Source organism: Streptomyces sp. NPDC104313 (genome assembly GCF_055583985.1).
Window position 1 is genome coordinate 410,100 of record NZ_JBVJMW010000007.1, and the last position, 20,828, is coordinate 430,927.

The window sequence follows — 20,828 nt, forward strand, 5'->3', positions numbered from 1 at the left end:
TGACGGTGTGGGGCCGCCTCAGGTCCTGAGCATCGCGAGGTCGAGGAGGGGACGGACAGGCTCTTCGGCTCTGTCCGAGAACGCCAGGACAGCAGGGGGGAAGCTGATGTTCCGGCTGTCGGCACCGCCGGACGCGCGCCCGCGTTTGCGTACTCGCTCGCTCGGGGTAGGATTCCCGGCTCGATTGGCCAGGCCCGTGCCCCGTATGGCACACTGACCAGGTTGCTCGGTTGAGTGTCAATGCTGCGCGCCTCCCGCCGGGAGGACCGGAAGCGAGTCCCACAGTACTCGTCGGCCCCCAGGGCCGGACGTACGGGAATCTTTCGGGAAGCAATGCAGGGCGCAGACCAGGCACCCGGTGGGTGTTCCGCCCCCGGTTCCGCGGTCTCAGGGCCCGCACCCCCTTGGTTGGGATCTCCTTCGGGAGATTTTCGTAGAGGGGATGCGACACGCCCGACCGCGTGGGTCGGAGGAGGAGTCCAGAGAACCCCCGGGTTCCAGAGCGTTACGAGAGACAGGACTACTAGTAGCCATGGCGGGACAGAAGATCCGCATCCGGCTCAAGGCCTACGACCACGAGGTCATCGACTCCTCGGCGAAGAAGATCGTCGAGACGGTGACCCGCACTGGTGCGTCGGTCGCGGGCCCGGTGCCGCTGCCCACTGAGAAGAACGTGTACTGCGTCATCAAGTCGCCGCACAAGTACAAGGACTCTCGCGAGCACTTCGAGATGCGCACGCACAAGCGCCTCATCGACATTCTCGACCCCACGCCGAAGACGGTTGACTCGCTGATGCGCCTCGACCTTCCGGCGGGCGTCGACATCGAGATCAAGCTCTGAGGGGACGGGCCGAGATGAGCAAGAACATCAAGGGCGTCCTGGGCGAGAAGCTCGGCATGACCCAGGTCTGGGACGAGAACAACCGGGTTGTCCCGGTGACCGTCGTCAAGGCCGGGCCGTGCGTCGTGACGCAGGTTCGTACGAACGACAGCGACGGCTACGAAGCGGTCCAGATCGCCTTCGGCGAGATCGACCCGCGCAAGGTGAACAAGCCCCTCAAGGGTCACTTCGCCAAGGCCGACGTCACCCCGCGCCGCCACCTGGTGGAGCTCCGCACCCCTGACGCCAGCGAGTACACGCTGGGCCAGGAGGTCACTGCCGAGGTGTTCGAGTCCGGCGTCAAGGTTGACGTCACGGGCAAGAGCAAGGGCAAGGGCTTCGCCGGTGTCATGAAGCGTCACAACTTCAAGGGCCTCGGCGCCGGACACGGCGTCCAGCGCAAGCACCGCTCCCCCGGTTCGATCGGTGGCTGCGCCACCCCTGGGCGTGTCTTCAAGGGCATGCGCATGGCCGGCCGGATGGGCAACGAGCGCGTCACCACCCAGAACCTGACCATCCACGCGGTTGACGCGGAGAAGGGTCTGCTGCTCATCAAGGGCGCAGTCCCCGGTCCGAACGGCGGCCTCGTCCTGGTCCGTACCGCGGCCAAGGGGGCTTGAGGTAATGAGCACCATTGACATCCTTTCGCCGGCAGGCGACAAGGCCGGTACCGTCGACCTCCCCGCGGAGATCTTCGACGCGAAGACCAGCGTTCCGCTGATCCACCAGGTCGTTGTCGCACAGCTGGCAGCTGCCCGTCAGGGCACGCACAAGACCAAGCGTCGCGGTGAAGTCCGTGGTGGTGGCCGTAAGCCTTACCGCCAGAAGGGCACCGGCCGCGCCCGCCAGGGTTCGACCCGCGCACCGCAGTTCGTGGGCGGTGGCGTCGTTCACGGCCCGCAGCCGCGCGACTACTCGCAGCGGACCCCGAAGAAGATGAAGGCCGCCGCCCTGCGCGGTGCCCTCTCGGACCGGGCCCGTCACTCCCGTATCCACGTCGTCACCGGCGTGGTCGAGGGTGCCGCCTCCACGAAGGCCGCCAAGACGCTGCTCGGCAAGATCTCGGAGCGTGCCAACCTGCTCCTGGTCGTCGACCGCGCCGACGAGGCCGCGTGGCTGTCCGCACGCAACCTGCCCCAGGTGCACATCCTGGAGCCGGGCCAGCTGAACACGTACGACGTGATCGTCTCTGACGACGTGGTCTTCACCCAGGCCGCTTTCGAGTCCTTCGTGTCTGGCCCCCAGACCGCTGAGACCGAAGGGAGCGACGCCTGATGAGCGAGGCGACCGTTACCAGCTCGACCATCACGAGCAAGACCTACTCGGACCCGCGTGACGTTCTCGTCAAGCCCGTGGTCTCCGAGAAGAGCTACGCGCTGCTCGACGAGAACAAGTACACGTTCATCGTCGCGCCCGGCTCCAACAAGACCCAGATCAAGCAGGCCGTGGAAGCGGTCTTCTCGGTCAAGGTCACCGGGGTCAACACGATCAACCGGCAGGGTAAGCGCAAGCGCACCAAGACCGGCTTCGGCAAGCGCTCCGACACGAAGCGCGCCATCGTGACCCTCGCTGAGGGCGACCGAATCGACATCTTCGGCGGCCCGACCTCCTAGCGGAGGTCGAGTCGTCCGGAATCGGACGAGGACTGAGAAATGGGTATCCGCAAGTACAAGCCGACGACCCCGGGCCGTCGTGGCTCCAGCGTCGCCGACTTTGTCGAGATCACGCGGTCCACGCCGGAGAAGTCGCTGGTCCGCCCCCTGCACAGCAAGGGCGGCCGTAACAACGCCGGTCGGATCACTGTTCGCCACCAGGGTGGCGGACACAAGCGCGCCTACCGTGTGATCGACTTCCGTCGTCACGACAAGGACGGCGTGCCGGCCAAGGTCGCGCACATCGAGTACGACCCGAACCGCACCGCGCGCATCGCGCTGCTCCACTACGCGGACGGCGAGAAGCGTTACATCGTCGCCCCGCGTGGCCTGTCGCAGGGTGACCGCGTCGAGAACGGTCCGGGCGCAGACATCAAGCCGGGCAACAACCTGGCGCTGCGCAACATCCCGGTCGGTACGACCATCCACGCCATCGAGCTGCGGCCCGGCGGCGGCGCGAAGTTCGCCCGTTCCGCGGGTACTTCCGTGCAGCTGCTGGCGAAGGAGGGCACCATGGCCCACCTTCGTATGCCCTCCGGAGAGATCCGGCTGGTCGACGCCCGCTGCCGCGCCACCATTGGTGAGGTCGGCAACGCCGAGCAGTCGAACATCAACTGGGGCAAGGCCGGTCGCATGCGCTGGAAGGGCGTTCGCCCGTCCGTCCGCGGTGTTGCGATGAACCCGGTCGACCACCCGCACGGTGGTGGTGAAGGCAAGACCTCCGGTGGACGTCACCCGGTCTCGCCGTGGGGTCAGAAGGAGGGTCGTACTCGCTCGCCGAAGAAGGCTTCGAGCAAGTACATCGTCCGCCGCCGCAAGACGAACAAGAAGCGCTAGGAGCGGGTTTAGATGCCGCGCAGTCTCAAGAAGGGGCCCTTCGTCGACGGCCACCTCGTCAAGAAGGTGGACGTACAGAACGAAGCAGGCACCAAGAACGTCATCAAGACCTGGTCCCGACGCTCGATGATCATCCCGGCCATGCTGGGTCACACCATCGCGGTGCACAACGGCAAGATCCATGTCCCGGTGTTCGTCACCGAGTCGATGGTCGGCCACAAGCTCGGCGAGTTCTCGCCGACTCGCACCTTCCGCGGCCACGTCAAGGACGACCGGAAGTCGAAGCGCCGCTAGCGCGGGGTGGAAATGACTATGACTCACACCGAAGGGACAACCATGGAAGCCAGGGCCCAGGCGCGGTACATCCGCGTCACGCCCATGAAGGCCCGCCGAGTGGTGGACCTCATCCGTGGCATGGATGCCACGGAGGCTCAGGCGGTCCTGCGTTTCGCTCCGCAGGCCGCGAGCGTGCCGGTTGGCAAGGTGCTGGACAGCGCCATCGCCAACGCTGCACACAACTACGACCACCCTGACGCCTCTTCGCTGGTCATCAGCGAGGCGTACGTGGACGAGGGTCCGACCCTGAAGCGGTTCCGTCCGCGTGCTCAGGGCCGTGCCTACCGGATCCGTAAGCGGACCAGCCACATCACCGTGGTCGTCAGCAGCAAGGAAGGAACCCGGTAATGGGCCAGAAGGTTAACCCGCATGGGTTCCGGCTCGGCATCACCACGGACTTCAAGTCCCGTTGGTACGCCGACAAGCTGTACGCGGACTACGTCAAGGAAGACGTTGCCATTCGTCGCATGATGACGAAGGGCATGGAGCGGGCCGGCATCTCGAAGGTCGAGATCGAGCGCACCCGCGACCGCGTCCGCGTTGACATCCACACCGCCCGCCCGGGCATCGTCATCGGCCGCCGTGGCGCCGAGGCCGATCGCATCCGCGGCGAGCTGGAGAAGCTGACCGGCAAGCAGGTCCAGCTGAACATCCTCGAGGTCAAGAACCCCGAGGTGGACGCTCAGCTGGTGGCCCAGGCCGTCGCCGAGCAGCTCTCCTCCCGCGTCTCCTTCCGTCGTGCCATGCGTAAGAGCATGCAGAGCTCGATGAAGGCCGGCGCCAAGGGCATCAAGATCCAGTGCGGCGGTCGCCTCGGCGGCGCCGAGATGTCCCGCTCGGAGTTCTACCGCGAGGGCCGCGTGCCCCTGCACACCCTCCGGGCCAACGTCGACTACGGCTTCTTCGAGGCCAAGACGACCTTCGGCCGCATCGGCGTGAAGGTCTGGATCTACAAGGGCGACGTCAAGAACATCGCCGAGGTTCGCGCCGAGAACGCCGCGGCCCGTGCCGGCAACCGTCCGGCTCGTGGCGGCACCGACCGCCCGGCCGGCCGTGGTGGCGGCCGTGGTGGCGAGCGTGGCGGTCGCGGTCGTAAGCCGCAGCAGTCGCCGGCAGCCGAGGCCCCCAAGGCCGACGCTCCCGCCGCCGCTGCTCCGGCTGCTGAGAGCACCGGAACGGAGGCCTGACCGAAATGCTGATCCCCCGTAGGGTCAAGCACCGCAAGCAGCACCACCCGAAGCGCAGCGGTATGTCCAAGGGTGGCACGCAGGTTGCGTTCGGCGAGTACGGCATCCAGGCGCTGACCCCGGCGTACGTGACGAACCGTCAGATCGAGTCCGCTCGTATCGCGATGACCCGTCACATCAAGCGTGGCGGCAAGGTCTGGATCAACATCTACCCGGACCGTCCCCTGACGAAGAAGCCTGCCGAGACCCGCATGGGTTCCGGTAAGGGTTCTCCCGAGTGGTGGATCGCGAACGTCAAGCCGGGTCGGGTGATGTTCGAGCTGTCCTACCCGAACGAGAAGATTGCTCGTGAGGCGCTCACCCGCGCTGCTCACAAGCTTCCGATGAAGTGCCGGATCGTTCGGCGCGAGGCAGGTGAGTCGTGATGTCGGCCGGTACCAAGGCGTCCGAGCTGCGCGAGCTGGGCGACGAGGAGCTCCTCAACAAGCTCCGCGAAGCCAAGGAAGAGCTGTTCAACCTCCGCTTTCAGGCGGCGACGGGCCAGCTCGAGAACCACGGTCGGCTCAAGTCCGTCCGTAAGGACATCGCCCGGATCTACACCCTGATGCGTGAGCGCGAGCTGGGCATCGAGACGGTGGAGAGCGCCTGATGAGCGAGAAGACTGTGACTGAGACGAACATCGACCGCGGTTTCCGCAAGACCCGTGAGGGTCTGGTCGTCAGCGACAAGATGGACAAGACCGTCGTCGTCGCTGTCGAGGACCGCGTCAAGCACGCGCTGTACGGCAAGGTCATCCGCCGTACGAACAAGCTCAAGGCCCACGACGAGCAGAACGCTGCAGGCGTCGGCGACCGCGTCATCATCATGGAGACGCGTCCGCTGTCCGCCTCGAAGCGCTGGCGCATCGTCGAGATCCTCGAGAAGGCCAAGTAATTCCTGAGGGATTCTCCCCTCAGGTCAGTTCCGCCAGGCTCGGTGGGGTGCCTCCCCGGTAACGGAGAGGCACCCGCCGGGAACCGGCAGACGATCAGGAGATAGACGTGATCCAGCAGGAGTCGCGACTGCGCGTCGCCGACAACACGGGTGCGAAGGAAATTCTCACCATTCGTGTTCTCGGTGGCTCGGGTCGCCGCTACGCGGGTATCGGTGACGTCATCGTCGCCACCGTCAAGGACGCGATCCCCGGTGGCAACGTGAAGAAGGGTGACGTCGTCAAGGCCGTCATCGTTCGCACCGTCAAGGAGCGTCGTCGTCAGGATGGCTCGTACATCCGCTTCGACGAGAACGCCGCCGTCATTCTGAAGAACGACGGCGACCCCCGCGGCACCCGCATCTTCGGCCCGGTGGGCCGGGAGCTGCGCGAGAAGAAGTTCATGAAGATCATCTCGCTCGCGCCGGAGGTGCTGTAAGCATGAAGGTCAAGAAGGGCGACCTGGTTCAGGTCATCACCGGTAAGGACAAGGGCAAGCAGGGCAAGGTCATCGTGGCCTACCCCGCTCAGGACCGCGTCCTCGTCGAGGGTGTCAACCGGGTCAAGAAGCACACCAAGGCCGGTCAGACGGCTCGCGGTTCGCAGACGGGTGGCATTGTCACCACCGAGGCCCCGATCCACGTCAGCAATGTTCAGCTGGTCGTGGAGAAGGACGGCAACAAGGTTGTCACCCGCGTCGGCTACCGCTTTGACGACGAGGGCAACAAGATCCGCGTTGCCAAGCGGACCGGTGAGGACATCTGATGACTGCCACCACTGCGCCGCGTCTCAAGACGCGCTACCGCGAGGACATCGCCGGCAAGCTGCGTGAGGAGTTCTCGTACGAGAACGTCATGCAGGTTCCCGGTCTGGTCAAGATCGTGGTCAACATGGGTGTGGGCGACGCCGCCCGCGACTCCAAGCTGATCGACGGGGCCGTCAAGGACCTCACCACGATCACCGGTCAGAAGCCGGCCGTCACCAAGGCCCGCAAGTCCATCGCGCAGTTCAAGCTGCGTGAGGGCCAGCCGATCGGCTGCCACGTCACCCTTCGTGGTGACCGGATGTGGGAGTTCCTGGACCGTACGCTGTCGCTCGCGCTTCCGCGTATCCGTGACTTCCGCGGCCTGTCGCCGAAGCAGTTCGACGGCCGTGGCAACTACACCTTCGGTCTCACGGAGCAGGTCATGTTCCACGAGATCGACCAGGACAAGATCGACCGGGTCCGGGGCATGGACATCACCGTGGTCACCACGGCGACCAACGACGACGAGGGTCGTGCCCTCCTTCGTCACCTCGGCTTCCCGTTCAAGGAGAACTGACCGTGGCGAAGAAGTCTCTGATCGCTAAGGCCGCCCGTAAGCCGAAGTTCGGCGTTCGCGGGTACACCCGCTGCCAGCGCTGCGGCCGGCCCCACTCCGTCTACCGCAAGTTCGGCCTGTGCCGCGTGTGCCTTCGTGAGATGGCTCACCGTGGCGAGCTGCCGGGCGTGACCAAGAGCTCCTGGTAATTTCCCCCTGCCCTCGGGCACAGGGAAGTTCCGGAGACTCTCGGTAAGTATCTGGTCGGCAGGAGCCCCTCCTTTCATGCCGTAGGCTTGAAGGGTTGGGCGCCTGCCGCCCGAGACCGACTTACTACGCCGTAGGTCCCCGCACCGCACCCGTCCCGCCACTGAGTGGGGAGAGGGATGGCGCATACAGGAAACCCCGGCGAGAGAGGCCGAAGGCCAACTCATGACCATGACTGATCCCATCGCAGACATGCTCACGCGTCTGCGTAACGCGAACTCGGCATATCACGACGATGTCTCGATGCCGCACAGCAAGATCAAGTCGCACATCGCGGAGATCCTCCAGCAGGAGGGCTTCATCACCGGCTGGAAGGTCGAGGACGCCGAGGTCGGCAAGAACCTCGTCCTCGAGCTGAAGTTCGGCCCGAACCGCGAGCGCTCGATCGCCGGCATCAAGCGGATTTCGAAGCCGGGTCTGCGTGTATACGCAAAGTCCACCAACCTGCCGAAGGTCCTCGGCGGCCTGGGCGTGGCGATCATCTCCACGTCCACGGGTCTCCTGACCGGCCAGCAGGCAGGCAAGAAGGGCGTAGGTGGGGAAGTCCTCGCCTACGTCTGGTAGTCGGGAAAGGAAGGAAAGCTCATGTCGCGAATCGGCAAGCTCCCCATCCAGGTTCCCGCCGGTGTGGACGTCACCATCGATGGCCGTACGGTCGCGGTGAAGGGCCCCAAGGGTTCCCTCACGCACACCGTTGCCGCGCCGATCGAGGTCTCCAAGGGTGAGGACGGCGTGCTCAGCGTCTCCCGCCCGAACGACGAGCGTCAGAACAAGGCCCTCCACGGCCTGTCCCGCACGCTGGTGGCGAACATGATCACCGGCGTGACCGCGGGTTACTCCAAGGCGCTCGAGATCAGCGGTGTCGGTTACCGCGTCCAGGCGAAGGGCTCCAACCTGGAGTTCGCCCTGGGCTACAGCCACCCGATCCTCATCGAGGCTCCGGATGGCATCACCTTCAAGGTCGAGTCGCCCACGAAGCTCAGCGTCGAGGGCATCGACAAGCAGAAGGTCGGCGAGGTAGCCGCCAACATCCGCAAGCTGCGGAAGCCCGACCCGTACAAGGCCAAGGGCGTCAAGTACGCGGGCGAGGTCATCCGCCGCAAGGTCGGAAAGGCCGGTAAGTAGCCATGGCATACGGTGTGAAGATCGCCAAGGGCGACGCGTACAAGCGTGCCGCCCTCAAGCGCCGCCACATCCGCGTCCGCAAGCACATCTCCGGTTCGCCGGAGCGTCCTCGCTTGGTCGTGACGCGTTCCAACCGCCACATCGTGGCCCAGGTCATCGACGACATCGCGGGCCACACGCTCGCGTCGGCGTCGACCCTGGACACCTCGATCCGTGGTGGCGAGGGTGACAAGAGCGCCCAGGCCCAGCAGGTCGGCGCCCTGGTCGCCGAGCGTGCCAAGGCCGCAGGCGTCGAGGCCGTCGTGTTTGACCGCGGTGGTAACCAGTACGCCGGGCGGATTGCCGCTCTGGCTGACGCCGCCCGTGAAGCCGGGCTGAAGTTCTAAGCCCCGGTTCCTACGCACAGCGGACGTAACAGAGAGAGGTAAATCCAATGGCTGGACCCCAGCGCCGCGGAAGCGGTGCCGGTGGCGGCGAGCGGCGGGACCGGAAGGGCCGTGACGGTGGCGCTGCCGCCGAGAAGACCGCGTACGTCGAGCGTGTCGTCGCGATCAACCGCGTTGCCAAGGTCGTGAAGGGTGGTCGTCGCTTCAGCTTCACCGCGCTGGTCGTGGTGGGCGATGGTGACGGCACCGTCGGTGTCGGATACGGCAAGGCCAAGGAAGTTCCCGCGGCCATCGCCAAGGGCGTCGAAGAGGCCAAGAAGAGCTTCTTCAAGGTCCCGCGCATCCAGGGCACCATCCCTCACCCGATCACGGGCGAGAAGGCTGCGGGCGTCGTCCTGCTCAAGCCGGCGTCCCCCGGTACCGGCGTTATCGCCGGTGGCCCGGTGCGCGCCGTGCTCGAGTGCGCCGGCGTTCACGACATCCTGTCGAAGTCGCTTGGCTCGTCCAACGCGATCAACATCGTGCACGCGACCGTGGCGGCCCTCCAGGGTCTGCAGCGTCCCGAGGAGATCGCGGCCCGCCGCGGTCTGCCCCTCGAGGACGTCGCCCCCGCGGCTCTGCTCCGTGCACGTGCGGGAGCGGGTGCGTAATGGCTCGCCTCAAGATCACGCAGACGAAGTCGTACATCGGTAGCAAGCAGAACCACCGCGACACCCTGCGTTCGCTCGGGCTCAAGCGCCTGAACGACTCGGTTGTCAAGGAGGACCGCCCCGAGTTCCGCGGAATGGCCAACACCGTCCGCCACCTCGTGACGGTTGAGGAGGTTGACTGACATGGCGGAGAACAGCCCGCTGAAGGCCCACAACCTCCGGCCTGCCCCGGGCGCCAAGACCGCCAAGACCCGTGTGGGTCGTGGTGAGGCGTCCAAGGGTAAGACCGCAGGCCGTGGTACCAAGGGTACGAAGGCTCGTTACCAGGTTCCGGAGCGCTTCGAGGGTGGCCAGATGCCCCTCCACATGCGTCTCCCGAAGCTCAAGGGCTTCAAGAACCCGTTCCGTACGGAGTACCAGGTCGTGAACCTGGACAAGCTCTCGACGCTCTACCCCGAGGGTGGAGAGGTCACGGTGGCCGATCTGGTCGCCAAGGGCGCCGTGCGCAACAACCACCTCGTCAAGGTCCTCGGACAGGGCGAGATCTCCGTGGCACTGCAGGTTTCGGTTGACGCCGTCTCCGGCTCCGCCAAGGAGAAGATCACCGCCGCCGGCGGTACGGTCACCGAGCTCGTCTGAGCCGCGGGACAGAACTGAGCCTGGTCGGCCACCTCTTCGGGGGTGGCCGGCCAGGCTTTTCTGTGTTTGTGCCGCTGTACGGGAACCGTAAAGGCTCGGGAAAGGTTGAACGGGTGTCCACCGCACCCGCGGTGGGGGAGCGGAGGGGCGTTCACGTCCCAAATGGTGTGGCTTGGCCGGTCTTTCACGGCGTGGGCCGGGCGGCGGGCGGTGCACCGGTGTGCGGCGCGTGTTTCCTGCTCAGTCCCGGGCCGGGTAGGGTGGCGCCGTTAATCTTTTGTGGCCTCCTTACGATGTAGGGCTGCCTTGTATCCGATCCCATCCAGTCCCATCCAGACCCGTCGCCTCTGACGCATAGCGCGGGGGTCGCAGGAGGCACCGTGTTCACCGCGTTCGCCCGAGCGTTCAAGACGCCCGACCTGCGCAAGAAGCTGCTCTTCACGCTCGGCATCATCGTGATCTACCGGCTCGGGGCGCACGTCCCGGCCCCTGGCGTCGACTACACGAAGGTGCAGCAGTGCATCGACCAGGCCGACTCGGGTGGCCTCCTCGGTCTGATGCAGATGTTCAGCGGTGGCGCCCTGCTGCAGATCACCATCTTCGCGCTCGGCATCATGCCGTACATCACGGCGAGCATCATTCTCCAGCTGCTGACCGTCGTGATTCCACGCCTGGAAGCCCTGAAGAAGGAGGGGCAGTCCGGCACGGCGAAGATCACGCAGTACACGCGTTATCTGACGGTCGCGCTCGCCGTCCTCCAGGGCACCGGCCTCGTGGCCACCGCCCGCAGCGGTGCGCTCTTCCAGAACTGCTCCGTGGGCGGCCAGATCGTCGCGGACAAGTCGGTCTTCACCACGATCATCATGGTCCTCACGATGACCGCCGGTACGGCCGCCGTCATGTGGCTCGGTGAGCTGATCACCGACCGCGGCATCGGCAACGGCATGTCGATCCTCATGTTCATCTCGATCGCGGCCACGTTCCCCGGCGCCCTGTGGGCCATCAAGGAGAGCGGCAAGCTGGCCGACGGCTGGATCGAGTTCGGCACGGTCATCCTCATCGGCTTCGTGATGGTCGGCCTAGTCGTCTTCGTCGAGCAGGCCCAGCGCCGCATTCCGGTGCAGTACGCGAAGCGCATGATCGGGCGCCGGTCCTACGGCGGTACGTCCACGTACATCCCGCTGAAGGTGAACCAGGCGGGTGTGATTCCGGTCATCTTCGCCTCGTCGCTGCTCTACATTCCGGCCTTGATCGTGCAGTTCTCCAATTCCAAGGCGGCCTGGGCGACCTGGATCACGGACAACTTCGTCGGGCAGAACGAGCCGTACTACATGGTGGCGTACTTCCTGTTGATCGTCTTCTTCGCCTTCTTCTATGTGGCGATTTCGTTCAACCCCGACGAGGTCGCCGATAACATGAAGAAGTATGGTGGCTTCATCCCGGGTATCCGTGCAGGCCGTCCCACTGCCGAATACCTGAGCTACGTGCTCAACCGGATCACTTGGCCAGGCTCGCTGTACCTGGCCCTGATCGCTCTTGTGCCGACGATGGCGTTGGCGGGCTTCGGCGGTGCGAACGCGAACTTCCCGTTCGGCGGGACGAGCATCCTCATCATCGTGGGTGTGGGTCTGGAAACCGTGAAGCAGATCGAGAGTCAGCTCCAGCAGCGCAATTACGAAGGGTTCCTCCGCTGATGCGAATCGTCCTCGTCGGGCCTCCGGGTGCCGGCAAGGGAACGCAGGCTGCGTACCTTGCTCAGAACCTCTCGATTCCGCACATCGCCACGGGCGACCTCTTCCGCGCCAACATCAGCCAGGGCACCGACCTTGGCAAGCAGGCCCGCGCCTACATGGACGCAGGCCAGCTGGTGCCGGACGAGGTCACCATCGGGATGGCCAAGGACCGCATGGCCCGGCCGGACGCCGCGAACGGCTTCCTGCTGGACGGCTTCCCGCGGAATGTGGGCCAGGCCGAAGCCCTTGACGTAACGCTCAAGGACGAGGGCGTGAAGCTGGACGCGGTCCTCGATCTCGAGGTCCCCGAGGACGAAGTGGTGAAGCGGATCGCGGGTCGCCGCGTCTGCCGCAACAACAGTGCGCACGTCTTCCACCTGACGTACAACCCGCCGAAGACCGAGGGCGTCTGCGACGTCTGCGGCGGCGAGCTGTACCAGCGGGACGACGACAGCGAGGAGACGGTCCGTACCCGGCTGGAGGTCTACCACACGCAGACCGAGCCGATCATCGACTACTACCGGGCCCAGGGCCTCGTGGTGACCATCTCCGCGCTGGGCAAGGTCACGGACGTGACCGCCCGCGCCATGGAGGCGCTGAAGGCCTCCGCCGAGAGCTGAGCGTCACCCCCGCACCACCCGTAGTGCAAGTCGGCCGCGGCGCCCCAGGGCGCCGCGGCCGACTGCTTGTCCCCGTATCGTTGAACACCCCGAGCCATACCCGTCACCGTCGATGCAGAGAGGCGCCGAGCAATGGTGCAGATCAAGACCCCCGAGCAGATCGCGAAGATGCGCGAGGCGGGCCTGGTGGTCGCTGCCATTCACGCCGCCACCCGCGAGGCGGCCGTCCCCGGGGCCACCACGCACGACCTGGACCAGGTCGCCCGCAAGGTGATCGCCGACCACGGCGCCAAGTCGAACTTCCTCGGGTACGGCGGGTTCCCCGCGACCATCTGCACCTCGGTCAACGAGGTCGTCGTCCACGGCATCCCGGACGAGAAGACGGTCCTGAAGGACGGCGACATCATCTCGATCGACGCCGGCGCGATCGTCGACGGCTGGCACGGCGACGCGGCCTACACCGCCTTCGTGGGCACCGGTCACGCTCCGGAGCTGGTCGAGCTCTCCCGGGTGACCGAGGAGTCGATGTGGGCCGGGATCGCCGCGATGAAGGTGAACAACCGCCTCGTCGACGTCTCCCGGGCGATCGAGTCCTACATCCGCCGCCAGCCCCGCCCGGCGACCGGGAAGTACGGGATCATCGAGGACTTCGGCGGCCATGGCATCGGCACCGAGATGCATATGGACCCGCACCTGCTGAACTACGTCTCCCGCAAGCGCGGCAAGGGCATCAAGCTGGTCCCGGGCGTCTGCCTGGCGATCGAGCCCATGGTCTCGCTCGGCACGGCGCGGACGGAGACCCTGAGCGACGACTGGACGGTCATCACGACGGACGGCACCTGGTCCTCGCACTGGGAGCACTCCATCGCGCTGACCGAGCAGGGCCCGCTGGTCCTGACCGCCCCGGACTGCGGCAGGGCGAAGCTCGCGGAGTACGGGGTCGAGGCGGCTCCTGACCCTCTCGGGTGATGTGACCCCTCGATGAGGTCTAAGGATCACTCCGGCTGGGCAAACTTGACGGATTCGTCTTTTGGAGTCCGCTGACGTAGACTGACTCGTCGGCTCTCGTGCATCAGTGTGCCCGCATATCAGCACACCGATAAGCAAGAGCCGATCAAGGTAGCCGATTCGAAAGGCGAAGCGTGGCCAAGAAGCAAGGTGCCATCGAGATTGAGGGCACCGTGATCGAGTCCCTCCCGAACGCAATGTTCAAGGTGGAGCTCCAGAACGGTCACAAGGTCCTGGCGCACATCAGCGGCAAGATGCGGATGCACTACATTCGCATCCTCCCGGATGACCGGGTCGTGGTGGAGCTCTCTCCGTACGACCTGACGCGTGGCCGGATCGTCTACCGCTACAAGTAGATCTTGCCGGCACCCCGTTTCGGCGGGTGATGGCACCGACCCGGAGAACCTGACATCCCATGAAGGTCAAGCCGAGCGTCAAGAAGATCTGCGACAAGTGCAAGGTGATCCGCCGTCACGGTCGGGTCATGGTCATCTGTGACAACCTGCGCCACAAGCAGCGCCAGGGCTGACGCACGACCGCCTGCATCTCGCAGTTCTTCGCGCGACGCACGTAATTTCGTACATACGCAGAGCCCGTCCAAGCCACGGCTGACGACACCTCCGGCGGGGGCCGGGGACCCGGACGTACCATCGCTCCACGTGAGCGGTCGGCGGCCGGGAGTGGCACTGCGGAAGACCCCCGATCTAACAACTGGAGCCATTGAATGGCACGCGTTTCAGGTGTTGACATCCCGCGCGAAAAGCGCGTGGAGGTTGCCCTCACCTACGTCTTCGGTATCGGGCGCACCCGGTCCAAGGAGATCCTCGCCAGCACCGGCGTGAACCCGGACGCCCGCGTTCGTGACCTTGCCGAGGAAGACCTCGTCAAGATCCGCGAGTACGTGGACGCCAACCTCCGCACCGAGGGTGACCTCCGCCGCGAGGTCCAGGGCGACATTCGCCGCAAGATCGAGATCGGCTGCTACCAGGGCATTCGTCACCGCCGTGGTCTGCCGGTCCACGGTCAGCGCACCAGCACGAACGCGCGTACCCGCAAGGGCCCGCGTCGCGCCATCGCCGGTAAGAAGAAGCCGGGCAAGAAGTAGTCCTCAGCGGACGCACTGCGGACCTCCGGTTCTCCGGAACCCGCAGCAACCAGCGGTCTTCGCTGTAGGACCGATCACCTCCCCTCTCCATCTGGAGTCAAGACATGCCCCCCAAGGGTCGTCAGGGCGCAGCCAAGAAGGTGCGTCGCAAGGAAAAGAAGAACGTCGCTCACGGCCACGCGCACATCAAGAGCACGTTCAACAACACCATCGTCTCGATCACGGACCCCTCGGGCAACGTGATCTCCTGGGCCTCCGCCGGCCACGTCGGCTTCAAGGGCTCGCGCAAGTCCACCCCCTTCGCCGCGCAGATGGCCGCCGAGTCGGCCGCCCGCCGCGCGCAGGAGCACGGCATGCGCAAGGTCGACGTCTTCGTCAAGGGTCCCGGCTCCGGCCGTGAGACCGCGATCCGCTCCCTCCAGGCCACGGGCCTCGAGGTCGGTTCGATCCAGGACGTCACCCCGACGCCGCACAACGGCTGCCGTCCGCCGAAGCGTCGCCGCGTCTGATGCGTCACGGCCGGTGACGGCCGTGCGTCAGTAGCGTTCGGTCCGGGCGGTACACCTCTTACGGGGCGTACCGCCCGTACCCTTGTTACATCTGTCGGGCATCAAATAGTGGGTGCCCACGACTGAAGGATCACCACATGCTTATCGCTCAGCGTCCGTCGCTGACCGAAGAGGTCGTCGACGAGTTCCGCTCCCGGTTCGTGATCGAGCCGCTGGAGCCGGGCTTCGGCTACACCCTCGGCAACTCCCTCCGCCGCACCCTCCTCTCCTCGATCCCCGGTGCCGCTGTCACCAGCATCCGGATCGACGGGGTCCTGCACGAGTTCACCACCGTGCCGGGCGTCAAGGAGGACGTCACCGACCTCATCCTCAACATCAAGCAGCTGGTCGTCTCCTCGGAGCACGACGAGCCCGTCGTGATGTACCTGCGCAAGCAGGGCCCGGGTCTGGTCACCGCCGCCGACATCGCCCCCCCGGCCGGTGTCGAGGTGCACAACCCCGACCTCGTTCTCGCCACGCTCAACGGCAAGGGCAAGCTGGAGATGGAGCTGACCGTCGAGCGCGGTCGCGGCTACGTCTCCGCCGTCCAGAACAAGCAGGTCGGCCAGGAGATCGGCCGCATCCCGGTCGACTCCATCTACTCGCCGGTGCTCAAGGTCACGTACAAGGTCGAGGCGACCCGTGTCGAGCAGCGCACCGACTTCGACAAGCTGATCGTCGACGTCGAGACCAAGCAGGCCATGCGTCCCCGTGACGCCATGGCGTCGGCCGGTAAGACCCTGGTCGAGCTGTTCGGCCTGGCGCGCGAGCTCAACATCGACGCCGAAGGCATCGACATGGGCCCGTCCCCGACGGACGCCGCGCTCGCCGCCGATCTCGCCCTGCCGATCGAGGAGCTGGAGCTCACCGTTCGGTCGTACAACTGCCTCAAGCGCGAGGGCATCCACTCGGTGGGTGAGCTCGTGGCCCGTTCCGAGGCGGACCTGCTCGACATCCGCAACTTCGGCGCCAAGTCGATCGACGAGGTCAAGGCGAAGCTGGCCGGTATGGGCCTCGCGCTCAAGGACTCGCCTCCCGGCTTCGACCCGACCGCCGCCGCCGACGCCTTCGGCGCCGACGACGACGCGGACGCCGGTTTCGTGGAGACCGAGCAGTACTGAGTCGCCTTCCGGCGGGGGTGCCCGGGTTTTCGGGTGCCCCGTGCCGGGCCGAGGGCTCTGTCCTCAATCGCCGGACGGGCTTGATTTTGGCTGATGTCCGGCGAACGTCGGGCGGGCTGGAAAGCCCTGCCCGACCGGCACGAATGACTTCCGGGAGGCGTCCGCCTCGCGGGAACTGACACCGGTACCTGATACGGCCGGTGCAGCACACAAGGAGAATCACCATGCCGCGTCCCGCAAAGGGTGCCCGTCTGGGCGGCAGCGCCGCGCACGAGCGTCTGCTCCTCGCCAACCTGGCGAAGTCGCTGTTCGAGCACGGCCGCATCACGACGACCGAGGCCAAGGCCCGCCGCCTGCGTCCGGTCGCCGAGCGCCTCGTCACCAAGGCGAAGAAGGGCGACATCCACAACCGTCGCCTGGTGCTCCAGACGATCACGGACAAGAGCATCGTCCACACGCTCTTCACCGAGATCGCTCCCCGATACGAGAACCGCCCCGGTGGTTACACCCGTATCACCAAGATCGGCAACCGTCGTGGCGACAACGCCCCGATGGCGGTCATCGAGCTGGTCGAGGCGCTGACCGTGGCCCAGCAGGCCACCGGTGAGGCCGAGGCCGCGACGAAGCGTGCGGTCAAGGAAGACGCCCTCAAGAAGGACGAGGCCCCCGCGGCCGAGTCCGTCGAGGACGCCAAGCCGGCCGACGACGCGCCCGCCGCGGAAGCGGCTGACGACAAGGGCAAGGACGCCTGAGCGTTCTGAGCCGGACCACGGGACGGGCCCGCATCACCCTTCGGGGCGGTGCGGGCCCGTTCTGCTGACCAGGGGAGTCGAGAGGATGACGTGGTGAGTGACGAGGCGGAGCCCGGGTTCGTACGGGTGCGGCTGGACCTGGCCTACGACGGCAAGGACTTCTCCGGCTGGGCGAAGCAGACCAGCCGGCGCACGGTACAGGGCGAGATCGAGGACGCGCTGCGGACCGTGACCCGCTCCGCCGTGACGTACGACCTGACGGTGGCCGGCCGGACGGACGCCGGGGTGCACGCGCGCGGCCAGGTGGCCCATGTGGACCTGCCGGAGGCGGTCTGGGCCGAGCACGAGGAGAAGCTGCTGCGACGGCTGGCGGGCCGACTGCCCTGGGACGTACGGATCTGGCGGGCGGCTCCCGCGCCTGCCGGGTTCAATGCCCGGTTCTCCGCACTGTGGCGGCGGTACGCGTACCGGGTGGGGGACCGGCCCGGCGGCGTCGACCCGCTGACCCGGGGGCATGTGCTCTGGCACGACCGGCCGTTGGACGTGGACGCGATGAACCAGGCCGCCGCGCCGATGGTGGGGGAACACGACTTCGCCGCGTACTGCAAGAAGCGCGAGGGTGCGACGACCATCCGTACGCTCCAGAAGCTGAGTTGGGTACGCGATCCGGCATCCGGGGTCCTGACCGCGACCGTGCAGGCGGACGCGTTCTGCCACAACATGGTGCGGGCACTGATCGGGGCGGCGCTGTTCGTCGGCGACGGGCGGCGGCCGGCGAGCTGGCCCGCCGAAGTGCTCGCCGCGAAGGTGCGCGACCCCGGGGTGCACGTGGTGCGCCCGCACGGGCTGACGCTGGAGGAAGTGGCGTACCCGGCGGACGGGTTGCTGGCGGCCCGTGCCGTGGAGGCCCGGAACGTCAGGACGTTGCCGGGGGCGGGCTGCTGCTGAGCGGGAACTCCCGTTCGGCCGCCCGGGAGTTCAGCGCCGCCGGGCCTCGACCCGTCAGCCGTTGGGGTCTGCGGCTGCCTGTGAGGCCTGGAGCTGGCCCCGGCGGTGGATCTGGCGGAACGTGAAGTTCGTCAGATCCTTGTTGACCGCGTAGACGTCCTTGTCGGCGGTGGTGACCCGCTCGCCGTTCAGGAAGCCGCCGACGGTGAAGTAGGCGTAACGGCCGTAGGAGTTGGCGGTGCGCAGGCAGACCGTGCCGCCCCGGCAGAAGGTGTCGACGCCGCCGCCGTTCAGGGAGGCGAGGCCGCCCGAGCTCTGGTCGACGGCCTTCTTCGCGCGGGCCTCCGTCTCGAAGACGGCGATGCCGACGGTGACGGCCACCCCGTCCTTGCGGTAGGTGGCCCGGATGAGCTGCCCGCAGCCGTTGTTCGCGAGGACCGACCCGAGGGCGCCCTGGGTGCCCGTCGTGCACTTCGCGGAGTTGCTCGTCGCGCCCTTGAGGTGGACGCGGTCGCCCATGGTGAGCTTCTTGCCGGGGAAGAACCCGTCGACGGTGATCGGCGCCCGGTCCTTCTCGGCGCCGGAAATGTAGTCCTCGGGGTCCGGCGGGGGCGGCGGTGCGACCGAGGAGAACGAGGGCGCGGGCGCCGAGGTGTCCTCGGGGAGGTCGGCGGGTGCGGGCAGCCGGCTCGCGTTCCTGTCCGCCTTGTCCGTGCCGCCGCCGTTCGACGTGACCACGGCGGTGGTCACGATCGCGCCGATCGCCACGGTGGCCAGAGCGCCACCGCCGATCATCATCAGCTTCTTCCGGCGGGCGCGCGCCGCGGATTCCTCCGCCAGCGCCGCCCAGTCCGGAGTCCCGTCGCCCCCGGGCCCCCAGGAGGCCCCCCCTTGCCCAAAGCTCATGCGCGCAGTTTAGGGGGTGACGTAAACCGGTTGGGCCAGGAGTTCGTGGACCGTGACAATGCTCGGTATGGGACATCTCGAAGCAGGCCACCTGGAGTACTACCTACCCGACGGGCGAGTGCTGCTCGGCGATGCCTCGTTCCGGGTGGCCGACGGGGCCGTCGTCGCGCTCGTCGGGGCGAACGGGGCGGGCAAGACGACCTTGCTGCGGCTGCTCGCCGGTGAGCTCCAGCCACACGGCGGCACGGTGTCGGTGAGCGGCGGGCTCGGCGTGATGCCGCAGTTCGTGGGCTCGGTGCGGGACGAGCGGACGGTGCGGGACCTTCTGGTGTCCGTGGCGCAGCCGCGTATCAGGGAGGCGGCGAAGGCCGTCGACGCGGCGGAGGAGAAGATCCTCACCGTCGACGACGAGGCCGCGCAGATGGCGTACGCGCAGGCGCTCAGCGACTGGGCGGAGGCGCGCGGCTACGAGGCCGAGACGGTCTGGGACATGTGCACCATGGCCGCGCTGGGCGTTCCGTACGAGAAGGCGCAGTGGCGCGAGGTCCGCACGCTCAGCGGCGGTGAGCAGAAACGGCTGGTCCTGGAGGCGCTGCTCCGGGGGCCCGATGAGGTCCTGCTGCTGGACGAGCCGGACAACTATCTGGACGTGCCGGGCAAGCGGTGGCTGGAGGGGAAGCTGAAGGAGACCCGTAAGACGGTCCTCTTCGTCTCCCATGACCGGGAGCTGCTGTCCCGCGCGGCGGAGAAGATCGTCAGCGTCGAGCCGAGTCCGGCGGGCAGCGACGTGTGGGTGCACGGCGGCGGCTTCGCGACCTACCACGACGCGCGCAAGGAGCGCTTCGCCCGGTTCGAGGAGCTGCTGCGGCGCTGGCAGGAGGAGCACGCCCGGCTGAAGGCGCTCGTCCTGCGGATGCGGCAGCAGGCGGCGAACAGCCCCGACATGGCGAACCGCTACCACGCGATGCAGACCCGCTTCAAGAAGTTCGAGGAGGCGGGCCCGCCGCCGGAGCCGCCGCGCGAGCAGGACATCAGGATGCGGCTGCGCGGCGGGCGGACCGGGGTGCGGGCGGTGACCTGCAAGAACCTGGAGCTGACCGGGCTGATGAAACCGTTCGACCTGGAGGTCTACTACGGGGAGCGGGTCGCGGTCCTCGGCTCCAACGGGTCGGGCAAGTCGCACTTCCTGCGGCTGCTGGCGGGGGAGCCGGTGGCGCACACCGGGGAGTGGAAGCACGGGGCGCGGGTCGTGCCCGGGTACTTCGCCCAGACCCACGCGCATCCGGAGCTCCTCGGCAAGACGCTGGTGGAGATCCTCTGGACGGAGCACGCCAAGGACCGGGGCGGGGCGATGTCGGTGCTGCGGCGCTACGAGCTGGAGCGGCAGGGGGACCAGCCGTTCGAGAAGCTGTCCGGCGGGCAGCAGGCGCGGTTCCAGATCCTGCTCCTGGAGCTGGCCGGCACGACGGCGCTGCTGCTGGACGAGCCCACGGACAACCTGGACCTGGAATCGGCGGAGGCGCTGCAGGACGGGCTGGAGGTGTACGACGGCACGGTCATGGCCGTCACGCACGACCGGTGGTTCGCGAAGTCCTTCGACCGGTATCTGGTCTTCGGCTCGGACGGGGTCGTCCGGGAGACGGCGGAGCCGGTGTGGGACGAGCGGAGGGTTCAGCGGGTGCGGTGACCTTGGCGGTCGGCGAGGTGGGGTGGGGTGAGCGGGGGGTGGGTGCGGGTGCGGGGTGCCGTGCGGCGCCGTCGCGGGGGGGGGGGGGGGGGGGGGGGGGGGGGGGGGGGGGGGGGGGGGGGGGGGGGGGGGGGGGGGGGGGGGGGGGGGGGGGGGGGGGGGGGGGGGGG

Annotated in this window: 33 protein-coding genes; 32 read left to right on the forward strand and 1 reads right to left on the reverse strand. The window is 67.1% G+C overall.

Annotated features, from left to right (window positions below; genetic code table 11):
* The first annotated feature begins 532 nt into the window (after window positions 1-532).
* The 31 genes from rpsJ to truA all read left to right on the forward strand — a co-directional run bounded on the left by rpsJ (window position 533) and on the right by truA (window position 18,065).
* Window positions 533-841: a 30S ribosomal protein S10 gene (gene rpsJ, locus ACZ60Q_RS19610; RefSeq protein WP_003948644.1), complete on the forward strand. Its 309-nt coding sequence runs from the start codon at window positions 533-535 to the stop codon at window positions 839-841.
* Between the two features lie 14 nt (window positions 842-855).
* The gene (gene rplC, locus ACZ60Q_RS19615; protein ID WP_015610723.1) at window positions 856-1,500 is read left to right on the forward strand and encodes a 50S ribosomal protein L3; all 645 of its coding nucleotides are present in this window, start codon (window positions 856-858) and stop codon (window positions 1,498-1,500) included.
* A 4-nt stretch (window positions 1,501-1,504) separates the two neighbouring features.
* Window positions 1,505-2,155, forward strand: coding sequence for a 50S ribosomal protein L4 (gene rplD / locus ACZ60Q_RS19620; RefSeq protein WP_469635852.1), 651 nt, complete (start codon window positions 1,505-1,507; stop codon window positions 2,153-2,155).
* On the forward strand, window positions 2,155-2,493 hold the full coding sequence (gene rplW, locus ACZ60Q_RS19625) for a 50S ribosomal protein L23 (protein WP_219611737.1): 339 nt from the start codon (window positions 2,155-2,157) through the stop codon (window positions 2,491-2,493). The genes rplD and rplW overlap by 1 nt, the downstream gene beginning before the upstream one ends.
* A 39-nt stretch (window positions 2,494-2,532) precedes the next feature.
* Window positions 2,533-3,369, forward strand: a complete 837-nt coding sequence (gene rplB, locus ACZ60Q_RS19630; RefSeq protein ID WP_469635855.1) for a 50S ribosomal protein L2 — start codon at window positions 2,533-2,535, stop codon at window positions 3,367-3,369.
* Between the two features lie 12 nt (window positions 3,370-3,381).
* The gene (gene rpsS / locus ACZ60Q_RS19635; protein ID WP_015610726.1) at window positions 3,382-3,663 is read left to right on the forward strand and encodes a 30S ribosomal protein S19; all 282 of its coding nucleotides are present in this window, start codon (window positions 3,382-3,384) and stop codon (window positions 3,661-3,663) included.
* Window positions 3,664-3,705: 42 nt separating this feature from the next.
* On the forward strand, window positions 3,706-4,053 hold the full coding sequence (gene rplV, locus ACZ60Q_RS19640; protein ID WP_026290933.1) for a 50S ribosomal protein L22: 348 nt from the start codon (window positions 3,706-3,708) through the stop codon (window positions 4,051-4,053).
* Window positions 4,053-4,892, forward strand: a complete 840-nt coding sequence (gene rpsC / locus ACZ60Q_RS19645; protein WP_469635858.1) for a 30S ribosomal protein S3 — start codon at window positions 4,053-4,055, stop codon at window positions 4,890-4,892. Before rplV ends, rpsC begins: the two co-directional genes overlap by 1 nt.
* 5 nt (window positions 4,893-4,897) lie before the next feature.
* On the forward strand, window positions 4,898-5,317 hold the full coding sequence (gene rplP, locus ACZ60Q_RS19650; RefSeq protein WP_003966953.1) for a 50S ribosomal protein L16: 420 nt from the start codon (window positions 4,898-4,900) through the stop codon (window positions 5,315-5,317).
* Window positions 5,317-5,541 carry a 50S ribosomal protein L29 gene (rpmC, locus tag ACZ60Q_RS19655; protein WP_003966952.1) on the forward strand — a complete coding sequence of 75 codons (225 nt, stop codon included), beginning with the start codon at window positions 5,317-5,319 and terminating at the stop codon, window positions 5,539-5,541. Before rplP ends, rpmC begins: the two co-directional genes overlap by 1 nt.
* Window positions 5,541-5,825: a 30S ribosomal protein S17 gene (gene rpsQ / locus ACZ60Q_RS19660; protein ID WP_469635862.1), complete on the forward strand. Its 285-nt coding sequence runs from the start codon at window positions 5,541-5,543 to the stop codon at window positions 5,823-5,825. Before rpmC ends, rpsQ begins: the two co-directional genes overlap by 1 nt.
* Window positions 5,826-5,932: 107 nt before the next feature.
* Window positions 5,933-6,301 carry a 50S ribosomal protein L14 gene (gene rplN / locus ACZ60Q_RS19665; protein ID WP_003966950.1) on the forward strand — a complete coding sequence of 123 codons (369 nt, stop codon included), beginning with the start codon at window positions 5,933-5,935 and terminating at the stop codon, window positions 6,299-6,301.
* A gap of 2 nt (window positions 6,302-6,303) precedes the next feature.
* The gene (gene rplX, locus ACZ60Q_RS19670) at window positions 6,304-6,627 is read left to right on the forward strand and encodes a 50S ribosomal protein L24 (protein WP_031127480.1); all 324 of its coding nucleotides are present in this window, start codon (window positions 6,304-6,306) and stop codon (window positions 6,625-6,627) included.
* Window positions 6,627-7,184 carry a 50S ribosomal protein L5 gene (rplE, locus tag ACZ60Q_RS19675; RefSeq protein ID WP_031127478.1) on the forward strand — a complete coding sequence of 186 codons (558 nt, stop codon included), beginning with the start codon at window positions 6,627-6,629 and terminating at the stop codon, window positions 7,182-7,184. The genes rplX and rplE overlap by 1 nt, the downstream gene beginning before the upstream one ends.
* Window positions 7,185-7,186: 2 nt before the next feature.
* The gene (locus ACZ60Q_RS19680; protein WP_024491590.1) at window positions 7,187-7,372 is read left to right on the forward strand and encodes a type Z 30S ribosomal protein S14; all 186 of its coding nucleotides are present in this window, start codon (window positions 7,187-7,189) and stop codon (window positions 7,370-7,372) included.
* A gap of 223 nt (window positions 7,373-7,595) precedes the next feature.
* Entirely contained in the window at window positions 7,596-7,994 is a 399-nt protein-coding gene (gene rpsH / locus ACZ60Q_RS19685; RefSeq protein ID WP_469635866.1) for a 30S ribosomal protein S8, read from the forward strand.
* A gap of 21 nt (window positions 7,995-8,015) precedes the next feature.
* Entirely contained in the window at window positions 8,016-8,555 is a 540-nt protein-coding gene (gene rplF, locus ACZ60Q_RS19690) for a 50S ribosomal protein L6 (RefSeq protein WP_469635868.1), read from the forward strand.
* 2 nt (window positions 8,556-8,557) lie between these two features.
* On the forward strand, window positions 8,558-8,941 hold the full coding sequence (gene rplR, locus ACZ60Q_RS19695) for a 50S ribosomal protein L18 (RefSeq protein WP_015610732.1): 384 nt from the start codon (window positions 8,558-8,560) through the stop codon (window positions 8,939-8,941).
* Window positions 8,942-8,988: 47 nt separating this feature from the next.
* Complete coding sequence (gene rpsE / locus ACZ60Q_RS19700; protein ID WP_097866720.1) at window positions 8,989-9,591, forward strand: 30S ribosomal protein S5; 603 nt, start codon at window positions 8,989-8,991, stop codon at window positions 9,589-9,591.
* Window positions 9,591-9,773 carry a 50S ribosomal protein L30 gene (rpmD, locus tag ACZ60Q_RS19705; protein ID WP_015610734.1) on the forward strand — a complete coding sequence of 61 codons (183 nt, stop codon included), beginning with the start codon at window positions 9,591-9,593 and terminating at the stop codon, window positions 9,771-9,773. Before rpsE ends, rpmD begins: the two co-directional genes overlap by 1 nt.
* 1 nt (window position 9,774) lies before the next feature.
* Window positions 9,775-10,230 (forward strand): 50S ribosomal protein L15, encoded by a 456-nt coding sequence (gene rplO / locus ACZ60Q_RS19710; protein WP_015610735.1) that lies wholly within the window; start codon window positions 9,775-9,777, stop codon window positions 10,228-10,230.
* A gap of 380 nt (window positions 10,231-10,610) precedes the next feature.
* Window positions 10,611-11,924 carry a preprotein translocase subunit SecY gene (gene secY / locus ACZ60Q_RS19715; RefSeq protein WP_469635873.1) on the forward strand — a complete coding sequence of 438 codons (1,314 nt, stop codon included), beginning with the start codon at window positions 10,611-10,613 and terminating at the stop codon, window positions 11,922-11,924.
* Window positions 11,924-12,583 (forward strand): adenylate kinase, encoded by a 660-nt coding sequence (locus ACZ60Q_RS19720; protein WP_469635875.1) that lies wholly within the window; start codon window positions 11,924-11,926, stop codon window positions 12,581-12,583. The genes secY and ACZ60Q_RS19720 overlap by 1 nt, the downstream gene beginning before the upstream one ends.
* Window positions 12,584-12,715: 132 nt before the next feature.
* Window positions 12,716-13,552, forward strand: coding sequence for a type I methionyl aminopeptidase (gene map / locus ACZ60Q_RS19725; RefSeq protein WP_469635877.1), 837 nt, complete (start codon window positions 12,716-12,718; stop codon window positions 13,550-13,552).
* A 173-nt stretch (window positions 13,553-13,725) separates the two neighbouring features.
* Window positions 13,726-13,947, forward strand: coding sequence for a translation initiation factor IF-1 (infA, locus tag ACZ60Q_RS19730; protein WP_003956442.1), 222 nt, complete (start codon window positions 13,726-13,728; stop codon window positions 13,945-13,947).
* 59 nt (window positions 13,948-14,006) lie between these two features.
* Window positions 14,007-14,120 carry a 50S ribosomal protein L36 gene (gene rpmJ / locus ACZ60Q_RS19735; RefSeq protein ID WP_003956441.1) on the forward strand — a complete coding sequence of 38 codons (114 nt, stop codon included), beginning with the start codon at window positions 14,007-14,009 and terminating at the stop codon, window positions 14,118-14,120.
* 195 nt (window positions 14,121-14,315) lie between these two features.
* Window positions 14,316-14,696, forward strand: coding sequence for a 30S ribosomal protein S13 (gene rpsM, locus ACZ60Q_RS19740; protein WP_007446719.1), 381 nt, complete (start codon window positions 14,316-14,318; stop codon window positions 14,694-14,696).
* 104 nt (window positions 14,697-14,800) lie between these two features.
* A complete protein-coding gene (gene rpsK / locus ACZ60Q_RS19745; protein ID WP_003956432.1) occupies window positions 14,801-15,205 on the forward strand; it encodes a 30S ribosomal protein S11 in 405 nt (134 codons plus the stop codon).
* A gap of 137 nt (window positions 15,206-15,342) precedes the next feature.
* Window positions 15,343-16,365 (forward strand): DNA-directed RNA polymerase subunit alpha, encoded by a 1,023-nt coding sequence (locus tag ACZ60Q_RS19750; protein WP_003966937.1) that lies wholly within the window; start codon window positions 15,343-15,345, stop codon window positions 16,363-16,365.
* 224 nt (window positions 16,366-16,589) lie between these two features.
* Complete coding sequence (gene rplQ, locus ACZ60Q_RS19755) at window positions 16,590-17,117, forward strand: 50S ribosomal protein L17 (RefSeq protein ID WP_469635882.1); 528 nt, start codon at window positions 16,590-16,592, stop codon at window positions 17,115-17,117.
* Between the two features lie 93 nt (window positions 17,118-17,210).
* The gene (truA, locus tag ACZ60Q_RS19760; protein ID WP_469635885.1) at window positions 17,211-18,065 is read left to right on the forward strand and encodes a tRNA pseudouridine(38-40) synthase TruA; all 855 of its coding nucleotides are present in this window, start codon (window positions 17,211-17,213) and stop codon (window positions 18,063-18,065) included.
* A 54-nt stretch (window positions 18,066-18,119) separates the two neighbouring features.
* On the opposite strand, the gene ACZ60Q_RS19765 is transcribed toward truA, so the two are convergent.
* Complete coding sequence (locus tag ACZ60Q_RS19765; protein WP_469635888.1) at window positions 18,120-18,971, reverse strand: hypothetical protein; 852 nt, start codon at window positions 18,969-18,971, stop codon at window positions 18,120-18,122.
* Window positions 18,972-19,038: 67 nt separating this feature from the next.
* Here ACZ60Q_RS19765 and ACZ60Q_RS19770 point away from each other — a divergent pair, with 67 nt between their 5' ends.
* On the forward strand, window positions 19,039-20,658 hold the full coding sequence (locus tag ACZ60Q_RS19770; protein WP_469635891.1) for an ABC-F family ATP-binding cassette domain-containing protein: 1,620 nt from the start codon (window positions 19,039-19,041) through the stop codon (window positions 20,656-20,658).
* The last annotated feature ends 170 nt before the right edge of the window (window positions 20,659-20,828 follow it).

Excerpts from the sequence above, each read along its gene's own strand:
- rplQ (WP_469635882.1), top strand. The coding sequence starts at position 16,590 with ATGCCGCGTCCCGCAAAGGGTGCCCGTCTGGGCGGCAGCGCCGCGCAC.
- rpmJ (WP_003956441.1), top strand. The coding sequence starts at position 14,007 with ATGAAGGTCAAGCCGAGCGTCAAGAAGATCTGCGACAAGTGCAAGGTG.
- rpmC (WP_003966952.1), top strand. The coding sequence starts at position 5,317 with ATGTCGGCCGGTACCAAGGCGTCCGAGCTGCGCGAGCTGGGCGACGAG.
- rpsJ (WP_003948644.1), top strand. The coding sequence starts at position 533 with ATGGCGGGACAGAAGATCCGCATCCGGCTCAAGGCCTACGACCACGAG.
- rplW (WP_219611737.1), top strand. The coding sequence starts at position 2,155 with ATGAGCGAGGCGACCGTTACCAGCTCGACCATCACGAGCAAGACCTAC.
- rpmD (WP_015610734.1), top strand. The coding sequence starts at position 9,591 with ATGGCTCGCCTCAAGATCACGCAGACGAAGTCGTACATCGGTAGCAAG.
- rplO (WP_015610735.1), top strand. The coding sequence starts at position 9,775 with ATGGCGGAGAACAGCCCGCTGAAGGCCCACAACCTCCGGCCTGCCCCG.
- map (WP_469635877.1), top strand. The coding sequence starts at position 12,716 with ATGGTGCAGATCAAGACCCCCGAGCAGATCGCGAAGATGCGCGAGGCG.
- rpsQ (WP_469635862.1), top strand. The coding sequence starts at position 5,541 with ATGAGCGAGAAGACTGTGACTGAGACGAACATCGACCGCGGTTTCCGC.
- ACZ60Q_RS19770 (WP_469635891.1), top strand. The coding sequence starts at position 19,039 with ATGGGACATCTCGAAGCAGGCCACCTGGAGTACTACCTACCCGACGGG.
- rplC (WP_015610723.1), top strand. The coding sequence starts at position 856 with ATGAGCAAGAACATCAAGGGCGTCCTGGGCGAGAAGCTCGGCATGACC.
- rplR (WP_015610732.1), top strand. The coding sequence starts at position 8,558 with ATGGCATACGGTGTGAAGATCGCCAAGGGCGACGCGTACAAGCGTGCC.
- rplB (WP_469635855.1), top strand. The coding sequence starts at position 2,533 with ATGGGTATCCGCAAGTACAAGCCGACGACCCCGGGCCGTCGTGGCTCC.
- ACZ60Q_RS19720 (WP_469635875.1), top strand. The coding sequence starts at position 11,924 with ATGCGAATCGTCCTCGTCGGGCCTCCGGGTGCCGGCAAGGGAACGCAG.
- ACZ60Q_RS19765 (WP_469635888.1), bottom strand. The coding sequence starts at position 18,971 with ATGAGCTTTGGGCAAGGGGGGGCCTCCTGGGGGCCCGGGGGCGACGGG.
- rpsK (WP_003956432.1), top strand. The coding sequence starts at position 14,801 with ATGCCCCCCAAGGGTCGTCAGGGCGCAGCCAAGAAGGTGCGTCGCAAG.
- rpsH (WP_469635866.1), top strand. The coding sequence starts at position 7,596 with ATGACCATGACTGATCCCATCGCAGACATGCTCACGCGTCTGCGTAAC.
- rplD (WP_469635852.1), top strand. The coding sequence starts at position 1,505 with ATGAGCACCATTGACATCCTTTCGCCGGCAGGCGACAAGGCCGGTACC.
- rpsC (WP_469635858.1), top strand. The coding sequence starts at position 4,053 with ATGGGCCAGAAGGTTAACCCGCATGGGTTCCGGCTCGGCATCACCACG.
- rpsE (WP_097866720.1), top strand. The coding sequence starts at position 8,989 with ATGGCTGGACCCCAGCGCCGCGGAAGCGGTGCCGGTGGCGGCGAGCGG.
- rplP (WP_003966953.1), top strand. The coding sequence starts at position 4,898 with ATGCTGATCCCCCGTAGGGTCAAGCACCGCAAGCAGCACCACCCGAAG.
- rpsM (WP_007446719.1), top strand. The coding sequence starts at position 14,316 with ATGGCACGCGTTTCAGGTGTTGACATCCCGCGCGAAAAGCGCGTGGAG.
- rplF (WP_469635868.1), top strand. The coding sequence starts at position 8,016 with ATGTCGCGAATCGGCAAGCTCCCCATCCAGGTTCCCGCCGGTGTGGAC.
- rplX (WP_031127480.1), top strand. The coding sequence starts at position 6,304 with ATGAAGGTCAAGAAGGGCGACCTGGTTCAGGTCATCACCGGTAAGGAC.
- ACZ60Q_RS19750 (WP_003966937.1), top strand. The coding sequence starts at position 15,343 with ATGCTTATCGCTCAGCGTCCGTCGCTGACCGAAGAGGTCGTCGACGAG.
- rplE (WP_031127478.1), top strand. The coding sequence starts at position 6,627 with ATGACTGCCACCACTGCGCCGCGTCTCAAGACGCGCTACCGCGAGGAC.
- rplV (WP_026290933.1), top strand. The coding sequence starts at position 3,706 with ATGGAAGCCAGGGCCCAGGCGCGGTACATCCGCGTCACGCCCATGAAG.
- rpsS (WP_015610726.1), top strand. The coding sequence starts at position 3,382 with ATGCCGCGCAGTCTCAAGAAGGGGCCCTTCGTCGACGGCCACCTCGTC.